Origin of the sequence: Neorhizobium sp. 2083 (assembly GCF_031455615.1) — a bacterium.
In the GTDB taxonomy this organism is placed as follows: domain Bacteria; phylum Pseudomonadota; class Alphaproteobacteria; order Rhizobiales; family Rhizobiaceae; genus Neorhizobium.
Genome location: NZ_JAVDTC010000001.1, coordinates 522,367 through 542,670 on the forward strand (window position 1 = coordinate 522,367; position 20,304 = coordinate 542,670).

The window sequence follows — 20,304 nt, forward strand, 5'->3', positions numbered from 1 at the left end:
ATCATGGAATATCGCAATCTCGGCGCATCCGGCCTCAAGGTGCCGGTGCTCAGCTTCGGAGCCGGCACGTTCGGCGGCTCCGGCCCGTTGTTCAGCCACTGGGGCACGACCGATGTGGAGGAGGCCCGCCGCCTCGTTGACATCTGCCTCGACGCCGGTGTCACCCTGTTCGACACGGCCGATGTCTATTCGGCCGGCGCCTCGGAAGAGGTGCTGGGCGAGGCGATCAAGGGCCGGCGCAACGACGTGCTGATTTCCACCAAGGCCAGCCTGCCGACCGGCGACGGGCCGAACGACTGGGGCTCGTCCCGTTCCCGGCTGATCGGCTCCGTGGAGGCAGCTCTCAAGCGGCTCGGTACCGACCATATCGACATTTTCCAGCTGCATGCCTTCGACGCCTCGACGCCGGTGGAGGAGGTCGTCTCGACGCTCGACCGGCTCGTGCAGGACGGCAAGCTGCGTTATGTCGGCGTCTCGAATTTCTCCGGCTGGCAGATCATGAAGTCGCTGGCGGCCGCCGAAAAGCACGGAATGACCCGCTACGTGGCAAACCAGGTCTATTATTCGCTGGTCGGCCGCGATTACGAATGGGACCTGATGCCGCTCGGCAAGGACCAGGGGCTCGGCGCGCTGGTCTGGAGCCCGCTCGGCTGGGGCCGGCTTACCGGCAAGATCAGCCGCGGCAAGCCGCTTCCGGCGGGCAGCCGCCTTCATCAGACGGCCGATTTCGGCCCGCCGGTCGAAGACGAACTGCTCTACCGGGTGGTCGATGCGCTGGAAGGCGTGGCGGAGGAGACCGGCAGAACCGTGCCGCAGGTGGCGATCAACTGGCTTATCGGCCGGCCGACCGTTTCCTCGGTGATCATAGGCGCCCGCAACGAGGAGCAGCTTCGCCAGAACCTCGGGGCCGTCGGCTGGTCGCTGACGAAGGAGCAGGTCGCAAGACTCGATGCGGCAAGCGCGGTGACCGCGCCCTACCCGCATTTTCCCTATCGGCGGCAGGAGGGTTTTGCCCGCCTCAACCCGCCCATCGCCGGCTGATACCCCCGAAAACTCGGGTGGTTGATCCGTCACAGAATCGGTCCATGTAATAGGGGCCCCATTTTGCCCGGCGCCATTTTAAGCAATTTGGCCCGGGCTTTTCCGAAGGAGTTCAAAATGTTCACAGTCAGCGCCAACGGCGCCAACATCCCTGCCCTCGGTTTCGGCACGTTCCGCATGCCCGACGAGGACGTCGCCCGCGTGTTGCCGGAGGCCCTGAAGCTCGGCTTCCGCCATGTCGATACCGCGCAGATCTACAAGAACGAGGCGGCGGTCGGCGAGGTGCTGTCCAAGTCCGGCATCCCGCGCGCCGACATCTTTCTGACCACCAAGGTGTGGGTGGACCGCGTCGGTCATGATGCCTTCATCGCCTCGGTCGACGAGAGCCTGGCCAAGCTGAAGACCGATTATGTCGATCTCCTCCTCCTCCACTGGCCGCAGAGCGAAATGCCGCTCGCCGACCGCATGGGCGCACTGAACGCGCTCAAGAAGGCCGGCAAGGTCAGGAATATCGGTGTCTCGAACTTCTCCACCGCGCTGATCGCCGAGGCGGTCAAACTCTCCGACGCGCCGCTCGCCACCAATCAGGTCGAATACCACCCCTATCTCGACCAGACCAAGGTTCTCGGCGAGGTGCGCAAACATGGTATGTCGCTGACCTCCTATTACCTGATGGCGAACGGCGCGGTGCCGGGCGACCCGGTGCTGAAGGATATCGGCTCCAGGCATGGCAAGACCGCCGCGCAGGTGGCATTGCGCTGGGCGATCCAGCAGAAGGACGTCATCGCGCTCTCCAAGACCGCAACCGTCACCCGCCTGCCGGAAAATTTCGACGTTTTCGATTTCGCCCTGTCGGAAGACGAGATGTTGGCGATCCACAAGCTCGCCAGGCCGACCGGCCGCATCGTCAACCCGGGGCATCTGGCCCCGGAATGGGATGTTTGACGTTTTCGACAAAGCCGACGCGATGCGCCGAAGATCTTCGGCGCATTTTTCGTTTGAGGGGAAGGCCGTCAACGACGTCTTGCGGGCGTCGCTCGCAAAGAGGTGAGGAAGGCCGCCGGAAGCATCCGGAGGCCTCCCTTGTTCAAAGCCAGCCCTTGCGCTTGAAGTAGAGATACGGCAGGGCCATCGAGACGATCATCATGGCGATCGCCATGTGGTAGCCGTAGGTCCATTGCAGTTCCGGCTGGTTGGCGAAGTTCATGCCATAGATCGAGGCGACCAGGGTCGGCGGCAGGAACACGACCGAGGCGACCGAGAAGATCTTGATGATCTGGTTCTGTTCAAGGTTGATCAGCCCGAGCGTCGCATCCAGCAGGAAATTGATCTTGCCGGACAGGAAGGCCGAGTGGTCGCCGAGCGAGGTGGCGTCCCGCTGCAGCAGTTTCAGGCGCTGGCGCAGTTCCTTGGTCAGCTTGCGGTCGACACCGTCGAGCGCTGCGTAATAGGCAACCACCCGGGAAACGCTGACGAGGCTTTCGCGGACGACGGTGATGAACTCACCCTTCTGGCCGACCTCGCGGATGAGGTCCTGCAGGTCGCGGGTCTTCTTGTTGGCCTTGGCTGCCTTGGCGGAAAACACTTCCTGGGAAATCTGGTCGATCTCGGTGCCGAGCCGTTCCAACGTGTCGGCCATGCGGTCGATGATCGCCTCGATAATCCCGGTCATGATCAGCTCGCCGTTACCGCAATGCAGGCCGGTACCGTTCGGCTTGCGGGCGCGCGCCATGAATGCGTCGAACGGACGCGGCTCGGCATAACGCACGGTCACCAGCACCTGGCCCTTGACGATGAAGGTGACCGGCACCTTGCGCGGCGTGCCGGCATCCGGCCGGGTCAGCACCGTCATGGTCATGAACTCGGCGCCGTCCTCCTGGTAGAGGCGGGCGGAAAGCTCGATATCCTCCATCTCGTCCATGGTCGGCACGGTGATGCCGAGACGCTCGCCGACGGCGCGCTCTTCCTCCGGCGTGGGGCTGAGGAGGTCGTACCAGACGACGGCCGGCGTGGCGGGAACGGGCATTGCCGCATCCGGGACGTCGGACACCGGCTGCGCCGCGGCAAGCGCCGGCACATCGGAAGCGACGGAAACAAGGCGATCAAGGTCGTAGGCATGGATGCGCAGCATGACGGCTCCTTTTCGGACCATCGGTCCCTTCGGAGCGCGCATCCTTATCGAGAAGGACTAGAGCCCCGCAGAGACGGGTCGGTATGATGACGTCGAACTTCGACTGTCGGGGTTCATCTCAATTGTCCTTTGAAAGAAGGACGCCCGGACAGGCGTCACTCGGGTGTTCAGATGTGCCCTAAATGCCGAAAAGTCAATGGCTTTTCTGTCGCGGTCACTGGCTTGGCAGATTAACAATTGGAAAGGTTGGCTTCAGCCCGAAGAGACCGGATGATGGGGCGGAAGGTTGGCCAGCCTACAACAAACCACACGATCGACCCGGTCATCTCGTGACACGGAAATCGACCGGCTTTTCCGCGAGTGCTGCCGGCCCTCGCTCCACGCCGGAAACCGAAGCGCCGGGCGGGCCGTGCCGGAAACGCTCCAGCATTTGCGATAGGCCGGCGGCTGGTCCCGCAATCAAGGCAAGGACGGATCCATCCGGCTCATTGCGGACCCAACCGGTCAAACCCAGCCGTTCTGCCTCTTCCCGCGTCCAGGCACGGAAACCGACGCCTTGTACCCTTCCCGTTATCCGCACCATGGCGGCCTCGTCATCAGAGGACATGGTAACCTCCCATCAGCAACGACACTGACATGGAGAGTGCGAAACGCTGGACAAGCCCGCAAGGTGTCAATTGGCCCGTAGACCGGTCTCGTCGGTTTTGGATCCAACAAAAAAACCGCCGGCCTCACGGCCAGCGGCTTGATGTGTCCGAAGGTGCCGATCAGACGAACTGCGACAGGCCGGGAACAGACGCGATCACCGCGTCGACCACTTCGTCGCCGGCATGTTCGCGGGCGACCGCCATGGTTTCCTTGGCAAGCCCGGTGATCTCGCCCATGCCGAGGCCCTGGGACATCAGCTGCTGGCCGAGCGCCATGACGCCGCCGCCGAAGCTCGCCATCAGGCCGCCGAGCAGACCGCCGCCGCCTGAACCTTCGCCGTTGAACTTGGCAACCAGTTCGGCAGCGCCGGGGATCGCCTCGATCATCCTGGCAACCGCGCCGTCATCGGCTTCGCGCTGCAGGAAACCGAGCATCATGCCGATCGCCTTTTCGGCGACGTCAGGGGCAATGCCGACATTTTCGGCAACGCGGGAAACCAGTTCGTTCATCAATCTCTCCTGAAGGTTTTGACGTTCACGTCAAGGTAATACACATAGTCTTTGCCGAAGCCAACAGGGAGCGTAGAGCATCTCCGGCTTCAGGCTTCGCCCGACGCCTCACCCACCGTGTCGGCCATGTAGGCGCCGCGGGCGCCGAGCGGCTTCGGCCTGCCTGTGGTCGAATCGCGGGCCGTCTGGTGTTCGAGCTCGGCGTTGATCTCCGCACCGACGATGACGATGATGACCGATATCCATGTCCAGACCATGAAACCGATCAGCGCGCCGAGCGTGCCGTAAGTGGCGTTGTAATCGGCAATATTCCCCAGATAGAAAGAAACTGCAATCGAGGCGGCGAGCCAGGCGACGGTCGAGAATGCCGCACCCCAGGTGAGCCATTTGAGTTTCGCCGGCTCGCGGCTCGGGCCGAAGCGGTAGAGCATCATGATGCCGCCCGCGACGAACAGCATCATGACCGGCCAGCGCACCAGGCGGATGATGATTTCGGTCCACCGGTCGAGCCAGAGATATTTGAGGACGGCCGGCACCACGCCCATCGCAAACAGGATGACGATCGCCAGAAGCAGGGCGCCGAGGGTGAACAGAAGCGAGATGAGGTTGAGGCGCACGATGCCGCGCTTTTCCTCTTCCGCATAAGCGACGTTCATAGCCTCGAACAGCGCCTTCATGCCGTTGTTGGCGCTCCACAGCGCCAGCGCCAGGCCGCCGATCAGGGCGATCGACAGCGTCGCATTGCGCTCCGCGGTCAGCGCCCGCAGCTGGTCGAGAAAGATGTTCAGCGCATCCGCCGGCATGACCGAACTCAGGAAAGCTATCCGGTCGACGATCGATGCCGGGTCCGAGACGAAACCGTAGATCGATACCAGGGCGCTTGCTGCCGGAAACAGCGCCAGCAGAAGATAATAGGTGACGCCGGCGGCGATCAGCGTGATGCGGTCCTGCGCGAGGCTTCCATAAACCCGCCAGAAGACATCCTTCAGGCCGGGAGCCGGGATTTCCTGCGGGGCCTCCGCCTCGCGGCCCCTGTTCTTTTCCAATCCGGCCCTCGTTTCGCCGATCGCCATTCCTGCCCAGCCTCCCGTTGCGGGCGGGGCGCATCGATCTCGTTGCCGTTGCCCGGCGCCTCCGCACATCCTATAAGCAATTGCCAGAGAACGCGGTCAGGGAGCGCATAGTTGCATGGACGATACGGGAAAGCTCTTCATCGGCGGCAGCCGCAAGCCGGACGATTCGCTCAACAAGGCTGAATATCTGGAACTGAAGTTCGGCAACCGCCACGGCCTCGTCACCGGCGCCACCGGCACCGGCAAGACGGTGACCCTGCAGGTGCTCGCCGAAGGTTTTTCGAAGGCCGGCGTGCCGGTTTTCGCCGCCGATATCAAGGGTGACCTGTCCGGCATTGCCATGAAGGGCGAAGCGAAGGATTTTCTCCTCAAGCGCGCCGAGCAGATCGGTTTCCAGGACTATGATTTCGAACAGTTCCCGGTGATCTTCTGGGATCTGTTCGGCGAAAAGGGCCATAGGGTGCGCACCACTATCGCCGAGATGGGGCCGCTGCTGCTGTCGCGCCTGATGGATGCATCCGAGCCGCAGGAAGGCGTCATCAACATCGCCTTCAAGATCGCCGACAAGGCGAACCTGCCGCTGCTCGACCTCAAGGATTTCGCCTCGCTGCTGAACTACATGGGCGAGAATGCCAGCGAGCTGTCCAGCCAGTTCGGGCTGATCTCGAAGGCCTCGGTCGGTTCGATCCAGCGGGCGCTGCTGGTGCTCGAACAGCAGGGCGCCGAGCATTTCTTCGGCGAACCGGCACTGAAGATCACCGATATCATGCGCACCAACCCGAACAGTGGTTATGGGCAGATCTCGGTGCTCGCCGCCGACAAGCTGATGATGAACCCGCGGCTCTATGCGACCTTCCTGCTGTGGCTGCTCTCGGAACTGTTCGAGGAACTGCCGGAAGTGGGCGATCCGGAACAGCCGAAACTGGTGTTCTTCTTCGACGAGGCGCATCTGCTCTTCAACGACGCGCCGAAGGTGCTGACCGAGCGCGTCGAACAGGTCGTGCGGCTGATCCGCTCCAAGGGCGTCGGCGTCTATTTCGTCACCCAGAACCCGCTCGACGTGCCGGAAACCGTGCTCGCCCAGCTCGGCAACCGGGTGCAGCACGCGCTGCGCGCCTATACGCCGCGCGAGCAGAAGGCGGTGAAGACAGCGGCCGACACGTTCCGTCCCAACCCGGATTTCGACTGCGCCACCGCGATCACCAATCTCGGCACCGGCGAGGCGCTGGTCTCGACGCTCGAAGGCAAGGGTGCGCCGTCCATCGTGGAACGCACGCTGGTGCGCCCGCCGTCGGGCCGCATCGGCCCGCTCAGCGATCAGGAACGCCAGACGATCATGGACAAGAGCCCGGTGCTCGGCGTCTATGACGAGGACCTGGACCGGGAATCGGCCTTCGAAATCCTCGCCGGCCGCGCCAAGCAGGCCGCCGATGCGGCCGCCGCGAAAAAGGCGCAGGACGAGCTGCAGGCCGCCCCGCCGGCCGGCTCCGGCGAAACCACCGGCTGGACCCTGCCCGGCTTCGGCGACAAGGACGACGACCGCGACCGTGCGCAGCCGCGCCGCTCCGGCTACCAGCGCGAGACGATCATCGAGGCTGCGATGAAGAGCGTGACGCGGACGGTTGCGACGCAGGTGGGCCGGGCGATCGTGCGGGGGATTTTGGGTAGCTTGAAGCGGTAGGGTTTGAGAGGGACCGGATGGTGAAGGCCGTCACCTCATCCGGTCGCTGACGATTGGCCGTTGTGGTCGCCGTACCCCCCTCTGCCCTGCCGGGCATCTCCCCCTCAAGGGGGGAGATCGGACGGGGCGCGGTCTCTGCCCCGATCACGGTCAAGACCTAGCGTTTGTACATGCTGTCGCCAAAGGCTGACGCTTTGGCCAAGGCAGATATGGTGCAGCCGGGCTTGCCTCCGGGCTCAAGAGGGAACGGAGAGCTGGCCTCTGGCCGATCTCCCCCCTTGAGGGGGAGATGCCCGGCAGGGCAGAGGGGGGTGCCCCAGGGCGCAACGAAACCCGTCGCCCCCATCATCACCTTTTCCGCACAAACTCCGTCCTGAGCACCAGGCCCTTGATCGCGTCATGCCGGCAGTCGATTTCTTCCGGGTTGTCGGTCAGCCTGATCGACCTGATCACCGTGCCCTGCTTCAGGGTCTGACCGGCGCCCTTGACCTTCAGGTCCTTGATGAGCGTGACGGAATCGCCGTCCTTCAACACGTTGCCGGACGCGTCGCGCACCTCGATGATGCCTGCGCCGGCCGCAGCGGCCATTTCCGAAGCCGGGCGCCATTCACCCGTCGCTTCGTCATAGACGTATTCGTCGTCATCGCCTGCCATCGGCGTCTCTCCTGATATCAACAATCGCCGGTCGGCGTTGGCCGCTTATAGCAGCCGGACCGTTCCGGGCAAGCTGGGCGACGCCAGGTCCGGCCGCGATGTCGTGCGAACCGACCAACCATCCCGACATCGACGGGCAGGAGGCGCTCGCAGGCGAACTGATGGACGCGGTCAGGCGGGGACGTAGGTCAGCCTGATCACGTCCTCGCCGACGCGATCGGTGGACACAAGGCGGAGCGGCGGTCGGGGACCGGCAAAAAACGGCTTTCCGCGGCCGAGCACGGCCGGGTGGAAATAGAGCCGATATTCATCGATGAGACCGAGGTCCGTCAGGCTTTGCGCAAGATGCGGCCCGGACACGGAAAGCTCCCCGGCAAGCCGGGCCTTCAGGTCGCGGATCACCGTCTCGAGGTCATCCCCGACAAGCGTGGCGTTGGGGCCGACGGATGTCAGCGAGCGCGACACCACCCATTTCGGCTGGCGCCGCCAAGCCGCCGCGAACGCGCGGTGTTCCGCACTCCACTCGGGACGGTCCTCGTCCCAGTAACGCATGGTCTCGTACATGCGGCGCCCGTAGACACTGCCCGTCAGGTCGCGCACATGCTCCGTCCAGTGACGGAAGAGTTCGGGACCTGTCTGCATTTTCTCGTGGTCGACATAACCGTCGAGCGACAGGTTCATTCCAAAAACAAGCTTCGCCATCACGCCTCCTCAAGCAGCCTCGACCAGCAGCGCGGTCAATTCCTCCGGCATCTCGATCGCGAGGTCGCACCTTCCCTCAACCGGTTGCTGATTGCAATTGGATCAATCTAGCAAACCGATCTCGTTTTGCAATCAGTTTATCGGCGCGCGGAAACGGGCAGGCCCCCACCCTGTCGGGACACGCCTGGCGTCTTTCGACGCCTCGCATGCGCTTCGGAGTGAGGACCCATACCCGCCAAACGGATTGTTCCGGTTACTTCTTCCCGGTCAGCGCGAAGAAGGCGCCTTGCGGATCGAGCGCCTGGACGATCCAGGAACCGCCGGGCACTTCCATCGGCCCGTGGACGACCTTGCCGCCGCCTGATGTCAGCCGGGCGATCGCGGCGTCGATTGAATCGACGATGAAATAGTAGCACCAGCACGGCACCGGCACTTCCGCCGGCTTGGTCATCATGCCGCCGATCGGCCGGCCGTTATGGGAGAAGATGTGGTAGGTGCCCATCGGCCCCATGTCGAAATCATGGTCCAGCGTCCAGCCGAACATCTTGCCGTAGAAATCGAGCGCTTGCCTGCCGTTGCCGGCATAAAGCTCGCGCCAGCCGACATTGCCGACCGCATCCCAGGCGAGCTCGACCGGTGGATTTTCCATCGGCAGCGGCGTCATGATGCAGATGACCGCGCCATGCGGATCGGCGACGACGGCGAAACGGCCGATGCCGGGAATATCCTCCGGCTCGCGCTGGACGCGGCCGCCATGGGCGACGAAATCCTTGGCCATCTGGTCGACGTCGTCGACCGCGACATAGCCGGTCCAGTTCGGCGGGATCTTGCCTTCGAGTTCCGGCGGGAAGTTCATCATGCCGCCGATGCCCGGGCAATTGTCGCCTTCGCCCATTTCGAACAGGTAATAGGCGGGCAGGTCAGGCATGCTCATCGCCTTGACCTTCCAGCCGACCACGGAGGAATAGAATTTTCCGCCGGCATCGGTATCGGGCGTCATCAGCTCGACCCAGATGAATTTGCCATGGGTCTCGGATCGAGACCCGGTAACGGTCTGCAACATGGTCGTCTCCTCTACGAATGACTGCGTCGACCGACGCGTTGGACAAGCACTCGCAAGGCTCAGCGCTTGCGGGTGTACTGCGCTTCCATGAACTGTTTCCAGGAGCCGTCCGGCTGTCTTGCGCTGGAATTGAAGGTGCGGTGATCATCGTCGGCGAAGATGATCTGTTCGCGGTAGTCGCCCATCCTGCCCGGCTCGGAATAATCCGGGCCGGTCGTATAGAGGCTGAGCGTCGTGCCGTCGGCGGAAACATCGCCTTCATAGACCCACATGTAGGTCATCATCGAACCAATCCAGCTGCCGATATATTTCCCCTTTTCGGGATCGTAGCCGAGGGTGAGGATGGTGGTGGCGGGGCCGCCGCCGCCCGGCATCTCGCCGCTGCCTTCGGCAACGAACCAGATGCCGTTCAGCGACCGGCAGACCTCGATCCATTTTTCGTCGTGCCCCATGCCGGTGGACGTCACCTCCCAGAGGCCGACCATTCTTTCCAGAAAGCCGTGTTCGGCCCGCGGTCTGGGCATTTCCATCTTGCTCATGTCCTCCTCCTTTTCAAAGGCCAGAATGAACCCCGTTAATGGCAGCAGGATGAAGCCGTCTCTTGCGGTTTCTGTTCGTATTCGTCGTGACGCTTGACGAAATTCATCGTCGAACTCTCGTTGCGGCCAAGCGGCGCCCGGTCGAGGATCATCAGCGTGCCGATCAGCTCTTCGCCGCCGCGGGCATAGCTGGAATAGGTGTGGAAGACCTCGCCCGCCTCGTTCCTGTAGAAGGCGGAAAGGCCCGGCAGTTCATCATGCGCCTCCGACGGCGGGACCTCGCGGAAGTTATAGTACACCTTCTCCCCGGCAAGGTCTTCCCCGGTGAAGGAGACGTGGAAATCGAAGTTGAAATCGCTGCCGAAGGACGAGACCCAGGGGAATTTCCAACCCATGCGCCTCTTGTAGGCCTCGATCCTGTCGAGCGGCGCACGGGCGACCGCGACATAGGTGACGTCGTGGTTGTTGAGATGCGGCAGCGCCCCGTCGACATGGTCGGAAAGGAAGGAACAGCCGGGGCAGCCGGCCTCCCAGTCGGGGCCGAGCATGAAATGATAGACGATCAGCTGGCTGCGGCCGTCGAACAGTTCGGCAAGCGTCCTTCTGCCCTTCGGGGTGTCGAACGCATAATCCTTGTCGATCTTGACCCAGGGCATGGCCTGGCGTTCGGCGCGCACCCTGTCGCGCAGACGGGTTTCCTCCTTTTCGAGAGCCAGCAACTTTCGCCGCGCTTCCAGCCACTCCTCGCGGCTCACGACAGGGTTTTTCGGTGTTGCGGTGACATCCATGGCAGGCCTCCTCCTTTGCTTGACAGGATAGGTTGATATCAACATACTCTTCCCATGCTGTCAAACATTGCCGAATCGGACGTGATCCCCTTCTCCGCCACGCTGCATGTGCGCGATACCTGCCTGTGCCTTCATGTGCAGCGGGCGGCACGGGCGCTTGCCCGCCGGTTCGACAACGCGATGAAGCCGATCGGCCTCAATAACGGGCAGTTCTCGCTGATGATGTCGCTCAACCGGCCGCAGCCGGCGACGATGGCTCAGGTTTCCACGCTGCTTGCGATGGACCGCACGACGCTGACGGCGGCGCTCAAGGTGCTCGAACGACGCGGCCTGGTGGAAACCGGCATCGACCCGAAAGACCGGCGCGGCCGGCTGCTGCGGCTGACGAAGGACGGAATGGCCATGCTGTCTGCGGCACTGCCGATCTGGGTACGCATGCATGCCGAAATCGACGCCGAGCTCGGCGAGGGCGGACCCGCAGCGCTGCGGGTGATGCTGGGCGGGATCAGGTAGAGCGGACGTTATCGTCGGCCAGCCGGCCAACGGCTGCGCCGATCAACTGTCATGTCGCGGCATATCGACGACAATACGGGTTTCACCGTATCGATGTCCCCAACAGCGAGATCCTTGAGTCGTGCCCGAAGGTCAAAGCCCGGGGTCAGGCCTTGTCGAGGGCGGCCGGAACCGCCGTCATACGGCGGTCCGCGTGACGTGACTGGAAGGCTTCACGAAGCCGAAAATTTCACCGTCACACCGCGCTGTCGAAAGTAGGCCTGCATCAGCTTCCTGCCGGAACGATTGTTCTGCACGAGCCTGGCCGGGTCGAATACGGCCTCTTTCAAGCCAGCCCGTGTCAACGCTGCCTTGAGAGTGGCGATATGCGCGTCGATGTCTGCATTATCCGCCTGAAGCGATTCATAAATGCGGGTTGTTGCATCTGCTACGGTCGTTTCGCTCACTATTGCACTCCGGTTGTTATCCGTCTGGCGATTACCACATTCTTCGGCCTGTCGTGGCGAAAAATGCCCTCGTCAACGGAGGGCCGTGGATCGGAACCCTGCGCCGGATTTCAAAGAGACGAGGCGTCATAAGCGGTCGAGCGCGACCCGGTCCCTTGCAGTCGAGATGCCACGGCCGCTTTGCGCCAATAGGAGACATGGCGCCACCCGTCGATTATGGTCATGTTTCGACCCGTAGGAGACGGTAGCGGCTGATCTATAGTCTCCCGTAAGCAGTCATCCGCGGGACACCCGGCACTTCCATTGGCAGACCGTATTGGAGAGCTCAATTGCAGACGGACCACTCTCCGACCTACCGCTTTACCGCGAAAGTCGAGATGCATCATAAAAGCTCGCCAGGGATCACGATGGCCTACGTCATCGACGCCCAAGGCCTTTCGGTGACGCAAGGACGGTCAGTCAGACTCGTCCCATGGACTTCGTTTCGTTTCCTGCACCTTCACGTTACGAGTGGGGTCGGCACCACTGGGTTTCCAGTCCACAGCGCGCGGTTGCGGACGCTCTTCGCATCAAGGGAGCTATCCTCGCTGGATTGGCAGGGAGAGACAGGCCTCGATCGATCCGCCGACTACGTTCGGTTCATGGAAGAACTGATTCCGTTTGCAGTCGCCCGTAACCCGCGTCTCCGCCTTCGATACGGCGGCGACCCTATGATGGAGGCGGCGGCCCCGATGGTGCTGACCTTCTTGATCCTACCGTTCGTGTTTATCCCACTTTTGATCTTCAAACCGCTCGGTGCTCTTGTTGCTGGCTGGAAAAAGCCGCTTGGCAAACTCGTGTTTGGAGCAATCAGCATGAGTTTTGGTGTAGTGCTGAACATGCTTCCCTGGTCCAGCGGTAAGCCGTTCAAGGCCGACGATCTGCCCATCGCAGAACTCCCGCCGAGATATCGGCAAGGTGGCGTCTGAAGACGTACCGATATGCCTGCGACGAGCTTCGAGGGTGAGACGGACGGCAGATTATCGGTTGACGATCCTTCAAACCAGACTGTCCAAGAACCACCCCATCTCAGGCATGGAGTGATCGGTCCTAAATGACCGGTTTGGGCCGAAAGCCGCCGCCGCATCCACCCAGCAGCGATCATCCAACCCTGCAGATCCCGCGCACAAACAGAAAACCGCCCGTGCGATGCGCAGCGGACGGTTTTCAGCGTTGTGAAGTCGGCTCTCGGCGGCCGGGACTAACCGCCGATCAGGCGACCCTGACCGGCACTTCGGTCGAGGTGCGCATGGCGTGGCTATAGGGGCAGACGATGTGGGCCTTGGCAGCGAGATCTTCGGCGACCGACTTTTCGACGCCCGGGATATCGACCAGGAGCGAGACTTCGATGCCGAAGCCGCCACCGTCCTCGCGCGGGCCGATGCCGACGGTTGCCGTCACCCTGGCGTCTTCCGGGATCTTTACCTTTTCCTTGGCCGCGACGAACTTCAGCGCGCCGAGGAAGCAGGCGGAATAACCGGTGGCGAAAAGCTGTTCCGGGTTGGTGCCGCGGGCGCCGTCGCCGCCGAGTTCCTTCGGAACGGTGAGCGTCACGTCGAGAACGCCGTCTTCGGAGGCGCCATGGCCGGCGCGGCCGCCGGTGGCGGAAGCCTTGGTGGTGTAGAGAATGGGCATGGGTCTAACTCCCTTGGGGTCTGGTTCCGGTAAAAATCTTGTCCGCAATTCAATTGCGCACAATCTAATTACGCGCATTGCATTTTGCCGTCAAGCCTGCGAAAATACGCTTCGGGAAAAAGATAGAGCACAGAAACGTGAAGGCAGGACCGGCATGCGGAAAAAAGCGCGCGACCCGGATAATTTCCAGATCGAACTCGATGCGCAGCTCTGTTTCGCCATTTACGGCGCGGCGCATGCCTTCACGCGCACCTACAAGCCGTTGCTCGAACCGCTCGGCCTCACCTACCCGCAATATCTGGTGATGATCGCGCTGTGGGAAGAGGACGACCAGCCCGTCAAGGCGATCGGCGACCGGCTGGGGCTCGATTCCGGCACGCTCTCCCCTCTCCTCAAGCGGCTTGAACAATCCGGCCTCGTCGCCCGCACGCGCGACCGCGACGACGAGCGGCAGGTCAGGATTTCGCTGACGGCCAAAGGCGACGACCTGCGGCACAAGGCAGCGGGCGTCGCCGGTGCGATCGGCAGGGCCGTCGGCTGCAGCAAGGAGGAAGCGGTGGCGCTGCGCGACGAACTGATCGCGCTGAAACAGCGGCTGACACAGGCGGCAGGAGAAAAAGAGACGCTGTCATCTGTTTGACAAGGCCATCTGATTAGGCGCCCTGTTCCACGCGAGGTCGGACAGAATTCGTCGAGCTCAACTCTTGTGGGCTTCCGGCTCGTCCGTATGGCGGCCTGAATAACGTTCGTCCAGTTCCCGGATCACGCCTTCGCCGTCGGCCGGGTCCACCTTGCGGAGGATCACGTCGATCTTGGCCTCCAGCCGGTCCGAGCCCTCCTTGGATTGCGGCGAGCCCAGAAACAGGAAAAAGGCAAGGCCGCCGACCTGCCAGAGCAGCTGCAGGAATTCAGACTGCCAGTTCTCGAACGTGTCGCGCAGCATTTCCATCAGGTAGGGCGAAAACTCCACCGGCTGCCCGTGCTCGGCCTGTTCCTGGACGAAGGCGAACCAGCCGAACAGCCAGTGGCCGACAAGGCTGAAGGCAAAGAAAGCCAGCGTTATCCAGGCGTAACTATAAGCCCGCCATAGCGAATTCTGCATGATGTCCTCCAGAACATCCCCCGCAAATTAACGGGAAAGTTCCAAGGTGGTTCCCGCCGGGATCAGGCCGCAGCGAGGTGATCCGCGACGATCCGGCCGAGCCAGCAGCGATGCTGTTCCTTGACGAGCGGATTGGTACCGGGCTCGCCGGCAACCGTGATCAGCGCCTTCCAGAGGCCCCAGCCGCGTGCCCGTTCCCAGGTCTGCGCATCGAGATCGACCCGATCGCGGAAAACGCGGGCCGCCGCTTCGTCGAGGAACGTCCAGGCGATGACAAGGTCGCAGGCGGGATCGCCCGTGCCGGAACTGCCGAAATCGATCACAGCGGCAAGCCGTCCGTCGCGGACGAGCAGATTGCCCTCGGCGATGTCGCCATGCACCCAGACCGGCTTTTCCGTCCAGCGGGAGCGAAGCGCCCTCTCCCAGATTTCAGTGATCAGCGCCACATCGATCTGGTCCGAGAGGGTTTTAATGGAGCGGCGGGTTTCGTCGTCATAGACCTGCAAGGCGCCACCGCGGTAGAAATTGTGCTGGCCCGCCGGCCGACCGTCGGTTGCGTCGATCCTCCAGAGAGCCAAGAGGAAATCGGCGAGGTCTTCCGCAAAAACGGTCAGGTCGGCGATCGTCCGGGGGCCGGGGCGCTCGCCCTCGATCCATTGATAGACCGACCACGGCCAGGGATAACCCTCGCCCGGCCTTCCGAGTCCGAGGGGCACGGGAATGGAAAGCGGCAGTTGCGGGGCGAGTAGCGGCAGGAAGCGGTGTTCCTTCTCGACCTGCGCGACATACCGTTCGGCGCTCGGCAGGCGCACCGACATTTCACCGCCGAGATGGAAGGTGCGGTTATCCCAGCCGCTGGTCGCGACCGGTCGCACGGGCAAATCCGCCCAATCGGGAAACTGGGCGGCGATCAGATTTTTCACGAGAGCGGGGTCGATCTGGACCATGAAGAACTCCCTGCCCGGCTGCACGCGAAGCCGATAGCAGGTTCATGTGACAAATGCGTATGGGAGCCGCAGGTTTGTGTCCTGGCCCGGCCTGCTCGCCGGCCCAATCGGCTCTTCAGGATCGATCGTTGCCCTTACTGCCACACCACGATGCGCGCCTTTTCCGGCACGCGGTCGTAGAGGTCGATGATGTCCTGGTTCATCAGGCGCACGCAGCCGGAGGACACGGCTTTGCCGATCGAGTTCCATTCCGGCGAGCCGTGCAGGCGGTAGAGCGTGTCCTGGCCGTTCTTGAAGATATAGAGCGCGCGGGCGCCGAGCGGATTGAGCAGGCCGGGCGGCATGCCGCCGTTCTTGGCCGAATATTTGGTGAGTTCCGGCTGGCGCGCGACCATCTCGTCCGGCGGGGTCCATTTCGGCCATCTCTGCCGCCACTGGATGACGCCTTCGCCCTGCCAGGCGAAACCTTCGCGTCCGATGCCGACACCGTAGCGCATCGCCGTGCCGCCCGGTTCGATCAGGTAGAGGAAACGCGAGGCGGTATCGACCACCACCGTGCCGGGGCGTTCGCCGGTCGGATCGACGACCTGCTGGCGATAATAGCGCGGATTGATCTGGCGATAGGGGATGGCCGGAATGACGAAGCCGCCGTCGACCACCGAACCGTACATGACATCCAGTTCCGACGAGGGGCCTTCAATCGGCTCCGGGCGGAAGGCGACCGTCGTCGCCAACGGGCGCGGGACGGAAGAGGCGCAGCCGGCAAGCGTAGAGGCCGCGCCCGCGCCGAGAAGAGACAAAAAACTCCGGCGGGAAAAGGAAGGGGTCAGGATCATCTGAGGCAGGACCGCTCGATAGGAAACGCAGGGAACAGCAAAATCGCTCTTTAACGGCAGGGCGGCCGAAAGGTTCCGACTCGCTCCTCAAGCGGGCAGGATAGGTCGGCGTTCCTTAACCAACCATTCACGACCTCGACACGGCGGTTCAAACCCGTGAGATAAATGAGGAACGGGATGAAACGAAAAAAGAGCGGCAATGCCGCTCTTTCCATCGATGGCCGGCCGTGTTTTCGCGATCAGAGGACCACGATCGGCGTGCCCGAAGGCACTCGGTCGAAAAGATCGATGACATCCTGGTTGAACATGCGCACGCAGCCGGACGAGGTCTGCTTGCCGACGGACTGCCAGTCCGGGGTGCCGTGCACCCGGTAGAGCGTGTCCTGGCCATCCTTGAAGATATAGAGCGCGCGGGCGCCGAGCGGATTGTTGAGGCCCGGGTTGGCACCGCCTTCGGCGGCGGCGAACTTGCGCAGCTCCGGCTGGCGGGCGACCATCTCGTCGGGCGGCGTCCAGCGCGGCCATTCCGCCTTGCGCTGGATCACGCCGCGGCCCTGCCAGGCAAAACCGGCCTTGCCGAGGCCGACGCCATAGCGGATCGCCTTGCCGCCCGGCTGCACGAGATAGAGGAAGCGCTCCCTGGTATCGACGACGATCGTGCCCGGCGCCTCGTTGGAGCGGTAATCGACCTCCTGGCGCAGATAACGGGGATCGATCCGCGAATAGGGAATGGCCGGAAGCGTGTGGCCGTCGTCGCGGATCACACCATACATGGTCCGGTGGACGGGATTGGAGACAGGCAGACCATAGGTCTGATGGAAGTTCGACGGATAGAGCTGACGCTTGTGCGGAATGGCGCCGGGCATCGGAGGCGGCTGATTCGACGGCGGATCGGCGTAGGGCGCGACGTTGAAGACCGGCGCGGTCTCCTGGACGAAGACATCCGGATTCATGCGGCTGGTATCGGTGACCAAAGGGATCTGACAGCCGCTAAGGGCCGCGGTTGCGGCAAGCGTGAACGAAAGCCCGAGATTTCGGCGGAAAAGTCGAAAAGAGAATGGCATGGGAACCCGCTTCCGGCAGATGACGTCTAAGCCGACAATCGCAGATGCGGCTGGCGCGAAGCTGGTGGAACCGTTTACGAATGCCAATCCGCCCCGGCAGCGGTAGCCAATGCCGGATGGCGCGCCATGCGCGCATCGAAGTCGCGGGCGATATCGGCGAGCGTAACCTTTCCAAAACGGCTGAGAAGCAGCTTCTCGGCCTCTTCGAAAGCCTCGGCAAGGGCCGCGTTGACCGCCTGTTCCACCAGGCATGAGGGCTGCTCGCAGGCAGGCCCGACAGCAAACACCGCGGGCTCGCCGACGGCTTCGTAAATGTCGAGCAACGTCATTTCCGACAGGGGCCGACCCAGGGTCCAGCCACCGCCATGGCCTTTTTCCGAGCGCACATAACCCTTTTCCCGAAGTCCGGCCATGGTGCGGCGGACCACGACCGGATTGGTGTTGAGCATGGCTGCAATGGTCTCCGACGTGGCCGTGCCTTCGTGGCGATCCATGTGGATCAGTACATGCAGCATGCGGGACAGGCGGCTGTCATGCCTCATCGTGGCGCTCCTTGTCGGTTATCGGCCACTTATTCCTAACACGCGTTTATTCGCAACAACAGAAGTTACAAACTTATTGACCTGGCGCGATCATGTAACTTATGTTGTTTCGAGACTTACGAAGAGGGTTTCTCATGGATTACGAAGCGATCGTCATCGGCGGCAGCTATGCCGGCCTCTCCGCCACCCTGCAGCTGGCGCGCGCCAGGCGGCGCGTCCTCGTTATCGACGAAGGCCTGCGCCGCAACCGGTTCGCCGAACATTCGCACGGGTTCCTGACGAGGGATGGCGAAAACCCGACCGCGATTGCGGCCAAGGCCCGTGCGCAGGTAATGGTCTATCCGACCGTCGAATGGCTCGATGCTCGCGCGGACGCTGCGGCAAAGGACGAAGGCGGGTTTACGGTTTCGGTCGCGGACCGGTCGTTCACTGGAAAGGCACTGGTTCTGGCGACGGGCGTAAAGGATCACCTGCCGGATATCCCGGGCCTCGGGGAGCGATGGGGCAGAAGCGTTTTCCATTGCCCCTATTGCCACGGCTACGAACTCGATCGGGGGCCGGTCGGCGTGATCGCCGTGTCCTCCCTCTCTCTGCATCATGCACTGATGCTGCCCGACTGGGGACCGACCACGTTTCTGCTGAACGGAGCGTTCGAGCCGGACGAGAACGCGATGCGTGAGCTTTCCCGCCGGGGCGCTGCGATCGAGGCAAACCCGATCCGCACTATCGAGAACCACGCGGATGTCGTGCTTGGCGATGGCCGCCGGCTTTCCTTCGCCGGGCTCTTCACCATGCCGCGCACCGAGATCGCAAGTCCGATCGCCGAGCAGCTGGGCTGCGCGCTGGAGGATGGACCTATGGGCGCCTTCATCGGGACGGATGCGATGAAACAGACCAGCATTCCAGGGATACTGGCCTGCGGAGATGCTGCCCGCGCCGCCGGCTCGGTCGCGATTTCAGTCGGCGACGGCGCGATGGCAGGCGCAGCGGCGCACCGTTACCTGATGTTCGGCGCGCCCTGACCCTGGCTCACGAAAACTGGCTGAAGAAGCGGATGCTTTCCACGACCGCGCCGGGGACGACGCCGTTGTGGTTGCCGGGCAGGAGTTTTGCCTCGATCGAGACGCCGGCGGATTTCGCCCGGTCCATCAGCAACTGATGGTCCGCATCGAAAGGCCTTTCCTCGGTGCCGCGCAAGAGGAGCGTCGGGCATTTGAGGCTGTGGCCGAAGCAGACCGAGGAACGCATGATGAATTCCTTCGGGTCGTTCTCGTCGAAACGGACCTCGCGTTCGAACCTGCCGAAATAACGCCAGGAATTGACGCCCGCCGAAATCGGCGCCGAGGCGCGGAATTTTCGCGTCATCGACGCGAGCAGCGCCAGCGTGCCGCCGTTCGAGTGGCCTGCGAGGAAAAAGCGGTTCTTGTCGATCCCCGGCAGTTCCTCCAGATAGCTGGCGGCGGCCAGCGCATCCGAGGTCTCGTCGTAGAAGCCCGAATAGTTGCCGGCCTGGCCGTTCTCGCCGCGGAACGAAGGCAGCATGACGACATAGCCCGCCTCCCAATAGGCCTTCATCAGCTCCCAGTGGCCGTCACCCGTGGCGTTGCCGCCATGCAGGAAAAGCACTGCGGGCTTCGGCTTGCCGGTCGGTTCATAATGCGACAGCCAGGCGACCAGTTCGATCGACCCGTCGGGGCCGCCGGGATAGGTGACGCGCTTGGCACCGGCCGGCGTGCCGAGCGGCGGAGACTGTTCCGGCGACGGGCCTTTCCTCAACAGATTGGTGTGGAACCGCTTGCGCGCTTCGCCGTAATCCTCCTTCTCCAGCGGCGGAACCTCCGGAATGTCGAAGTCTGCGTGCGCGGAAGCCGGCAGAAGCGCCGCGGCGGAGAGCCCTGCGACAGCGGCCAGCAACGTCCGGCGGCTCAAACCGCCCTCTTTCGATATGAAGTTCGAAGAAAAGATGCGGTCTGCCGCCATGTCTGCCTAACCTGAAGTAGATTGTGTGCGATTCCGATTTCAGCATCGGGTGGAAATGCTGTCCATTCAATCATTCGCGAACGGCATGGACAAAATTTAATGAAAGGCCGCGCCTCACGGCTTTTTCGCCGCCATCGCATCCCTTTCCTTGCGCCAGCGAACGAGGGCCATCAGAAAGGGACCTGCGGTAACGCCGAGGATCGCGCCGCCGACCACGAAACCCAGAAGCTCGCCGCCCAGAAGTTCCTGACCGACATAAGCGGCTGCGAAACAGCCGATCAATGCAATGATGCCCTTGATGATGAATGCCTGCTTCGTCATCCCGCTACCCTTTCCGATCTCAAGCCCGGCCAATGTCCGGCTTTAAGATA

General features: G+C 62.7%; 25 protein-coding genes. 7 read left to right on the forward strand and 18 right to left on the reverse strand.

Features of this window, described 5'->3' with window-relative positions; all coding sequences use genetic code 11:
- Positions 1-3: 3 nt before the first annotated feature.
- Entirely contained in the window at positions 4-1,041 is a 1,038-nt protein-coding gene (locus tag J2X76_RS02765; protein WP_310212874.1) for an aldo/keto reductase, read from the forward strand.
- A gap of 117 nt (positions 1,042-1,158) precedes the next feature.
- Complete coding sequence (locus J2X76_RS02770; protein WP_310212877.1) at positions 1,159-1,986, forward strand: aldo/keto reductase; 828 nt, start codon at positions 1,159-1,161, stop codon at positions 1,984-1,986.
- Positions 1,987-2,128: 142 nt separating this feature from the next.
- Here the strand turns inward: J2X76_RS02770 and corA are convergent, their stop codons facing one another.
- The 4 genes from corA to J2X76_RS02790 all read right to left on the reverse strand — a co-directional run bounded on the left by corA (position 2,129) and on the right by J2X76_RS02790 (position 5,402).
- Entirely contained in the window at positions 2,129-3,172 is a 1,044-nt protein-coding gene (corA, locus tag J2X76_RS02775) for a magnesium/cobalt transporter CorA (protein WP_113129368.1), read from the reverse strand.
- A 322-nt stretch (positions 3,173-3,494) separates the two neighbouring features.
- Positions 3,495-3,779 carry an acylphosphatase gene (locus J2X76_RS02780; RefSeq protein ID WP_113129367.1) on the reverse strand — a complete coding sequence of 95 codons (285 nt, stop codon included), beginning with the start codon at positions 3,777-3,779 and terminating at the stop codon, positions 3,495-3,497.
- A gap of 160 nt (positions 3,780-3,939) precedes the next feature.
- Positions 3,940-4,329, reverse strand: coding sequence for a hypothetical protein (locus J2X76_RS02785; RefSeq protein ID WP_113129366.1), 390 nt, complete (start codon positions 4,327-4,329; stop codon positions 3,940-3,942).
- Positions 4,330-4,418: 89 nt separating this feature from the next.
- Positions 4,419-5,402: a YihY/virulence factor BrkB family protein gene (locus tag J2X76_RS02790; RefSeq protein ID WP_113129365.1), complete on the reverse strand. Its 984-nt coding sequence runs from the start codon at positions 5,400-5,402 to the stop codon at positions 4,419-4,421.
- Positions 5,403-5,517: 115 nt separating this feature from the next.
- On the opposite strand from J2X76_RS02790, the gene J2X76_RS02795 reads away from it, so the two are divergent.
- On the forward strand, positions 5,518-7,083 hold the full coding sequence (locus tag J2X76_RS02795) for a helicase HerA-like C-terminal domain-containing protein (protein WP_113283718.1): 1,566 nt from the start codon (positions 5,518-5,520) through the stop codon (positions 7,081-7,083).
- A 348-nt stretch (positions 7,084-7,431) separates the two neighbouring features.
- Here J2X76_RS02795 and J2X76_RS02805 read toward each other — a convergent pair whose 3' ends face one another.
- The 5 genes from J2X76_RS02805 to J2X76_RS02825 form a co-directional block, all read right to left on the reverse strand.
- On the reverse strand, positions 7,432-7,737 hold the full coding sequence (locus tag J2X76_RS02805; RefSeq protein WP_310212886.1) for an alkylphosphonate utilization protein: 306 nt from the start codon (positions 7,735-7,737) through the stop codon (positions 7,432-7,434).
- Between the two features lie 171 nt (positions 7,738-7,908).
- Complete coding sequence (locus J2X76_RS02810) at positions 7,909-8,439, reverse strand: dihydrofolate reductase family protein (protein WP_310212889.1); 531 nt, start codon at positions 8,437-8,439, stop codon at positions 7,909-7,911.
- A gap of 253 nt (positions 8,440-8,692) precedes the next feature.
- Positions 8,693-9,502, reverse strand: a complete 810-nt coding sequence (locus J2X76_RS02815) for a VOC family protein (protein ID WP_310212893.1) — start codon at positions 9,500-9,502, stop codon at positions 8,693-8,695.
- A gap of 59 nt (positions 9,503-9,561) precedes the next feature.
- A complete protein-coding gene (locus J2X76_RS02820) occupies positions 9,562-10,032 on the reverse strand; it encodes a DUF1579 domain-containing protein (RefSeq protein WP_113129422.1) in 471 nt (156 codons plus the stop codon).
- Between the two features lie 44 nt (positions 10,033-10,076).
- Positions 10,077-10,829, reverse strand: coding sequence for a thioredoxin family protein (locus tag J2X76_RS02825; RefSeq protein WP_113283714.1), 753 nt, complete (start codon positions 10,827-10,829; stop codon positions 10,077-10,079).
- Positions 10,830-10,895: 66 nt separating this feature from the next.
- Between J2X76_RS02825 and J2X76_RS02830 the strand changes: the two genes are divergently transcribed.
- Positions 10,896-11,342 (forward strand): MarR family winged helix-turn-helix transcriptional regulator, encoded by a 447-nt coding sequence (locus tag J2X76_RS02830; protein ID WP_310214685.1) that lies wholly within the window; start codon positions 10,896-10,898, stop codon positions 11,340-11,342.
- A gap of 212 nt (positions 11,343-11,554) precedes the next feature.
- Here the strand turns inward: J2X76_RS02830 and J2X76_RS02835 are convergent, their stop codons facing one another.
- Positions 11,555-11,791: a hypothetical protein gene (locus tag J2X76_RS02835; RefSeq protein WP_113129358.1), complete on the reverse strand. Its 237-nt coding sequence runs from the start codon at positions 11,789-11,791 to the stop codon at positions 11,555-11,557.
- A 638-nt stretch (positions 11,792-12,429) separates the two neighbouring features.
- Between J2X76_RS02835 and J2X76_RS02840 the strand changes: the two genes are divergently transcribed.
- Positions 12,430-12,756 carry a hypothetical protein gene (locus J2X76_RS02840; protein ID WP_310212898.1) on the forward strand — a complete coding sequence of 109 codons (327 nt, stop codon included), beginning with the start codon at positions 12,430-12,432 and terminating at the stop codon, positions 12,754-12,756.
- Between the two features lie 283 nt (positions 12,757-13,039).
- Here J2X76_RS02840 and J2X76_RS02845 read toward each other — a convergent pair whose 3' ends face one another.
- The gene (locus J2X76_RS02845) at positions 13,040-13,462 is read right to left on the reverse strand and encodes an organic hydroperoxide resistance protein (RefSeq protein WP_310212899.1); all 423 of its coding nucleotides are present in this window, start codon (positions 13,460-13,462) and stop codon (positions 13,040-13,042) included.
- Between the two features lie 154 nt (positions 13,463-13,616).
- Here J2X76_RS02845 and J2X76_RS02850 point away from each other — a divergent pair, with 154 nt between their 5' ends.
- Complete coding sequence (locus tag J2X76_RS02850; RefSeq protein WP_310212902.1) at positions 13,617-14,102, forward strand: transcriptional regulator, SarA/Rot family; 486 nt, start codon at positions 13,617-13,619, stop codon at positions 14,100-14,102.
- A 57-nt stretch (positions 14,103-14,159) separates the two neighbouring features.
- Here the strand turns inward: J2X76_RS02850 and J2X76_RS02855 are convergent, their stop codons facing one another.
- The 5 genes from J2X76_RS02855 to J2X76_RS02875 all read right to left on the reverse strand — a co-directional run bounded on the left by J2X76_RS02855 (position 14,160) and on the right by J2X76_RS02875 (position 17,953).
- Positions 14,160-14,564, reverse strand: a complete 405-nt coding sequence (locus tag J2X76_RS02855) for a DUF6766 family protein (protein WP_310212904.1) — start codon at positions 14,562-14,564, stop codon at positions 14,160-14,162.
- A 62-nt stretch (positions 14,565-14,626) separates the two neighbouring features.
- On the reverse strand, positions 14,627-15,511 hold the full coding sequence (locus J2X76_RS02860) for an aminoglycoside phosphotransferase family protein (RefSeq protein ID WP_310212907.1): 885 nt from the start codon (positions 15,509-15,511) through the stop codon (positions 14,627-14,629).
- A 134-nt stretch (positions 15,512-15,645) separates the two neighbouring features.
- Complete coding sequence (locus J2X76_RS02865) at positions 15,646-16,347, reverse strand: L,D-transpeptidase (protein ID WP_113129352.1); 702 nt, start codon at positions 16,345-16,347, stop codon at positions 15,646-15,648.
- Between the two features lie 239 nt (positions 16,348-16,586).
- A complete protein-coding gene (locus J2X76_RS02870; RefSeq protein ID WP_310212911.1) occupies positions 16,587-17,411 on the reverse strand; it encodes a L,D-transpeptidase in 825 nt (274 codons plus the stop codon).
- A 74-nt stretch (positions 17,412-17,485) separates the two neighbouring features.
- A complete protein-coding gene (locus tag J2X76_RS02875) occupies positions 17,486-17,953 on the reverse strand; it encodes an Rrf2 family transcriptional regulator (RefSeq protein ID WP_310212913.1) in 468 nt (155 codons plus the stop codon).
- A 134-nt stretch (positions 17,954-18,087) separates the two neighbouring features.
- On the opposite strand from J2X76_RS02875, the gene J2X76_RS02880 reads away from it, so the two are divergent.
- Complete coding sequence (locus tag J2X76_RS02880) at positions 18,088-18,975, forward strand: NAD(P)/FAD-dependent oxidoreductase (protein ID WP_310212918.1); 888 nt, start codon at positions 18,088-18,090, stop codon at positions 18,973-18,975.
- Positions 18,976-18,982: 7 nt separating this feature from the next.
- On the opposite strand, the gene J2X76_RS02885 is transcribed toward J2X76_RS02880, so the two are convergent.
- Positions 18,983-19,933, reverse strand: a complete 951-nt coding sequence (locus J2X76_RS02885; RefSeq protein ID WP_113283709.1) for a S9 family peptidase — start codon at positions 19,931-19,933, stop codon at positions 18,983-18,985.
- Positions 19,934-20,047: 114 nt separating this feature from the next.
- Positions 20,048-20,254, reverse strand: a complete 207-nt coding sequence (locus tag J2X76_RS02890) for a hypothetical protein (protein ID WP_310212921.1) — start codon at positions 20,252-20,254, stop codon at positions 20,048-20,050.
- Positions 20,255-20,304: the final 50 nt, after the last annotated feature.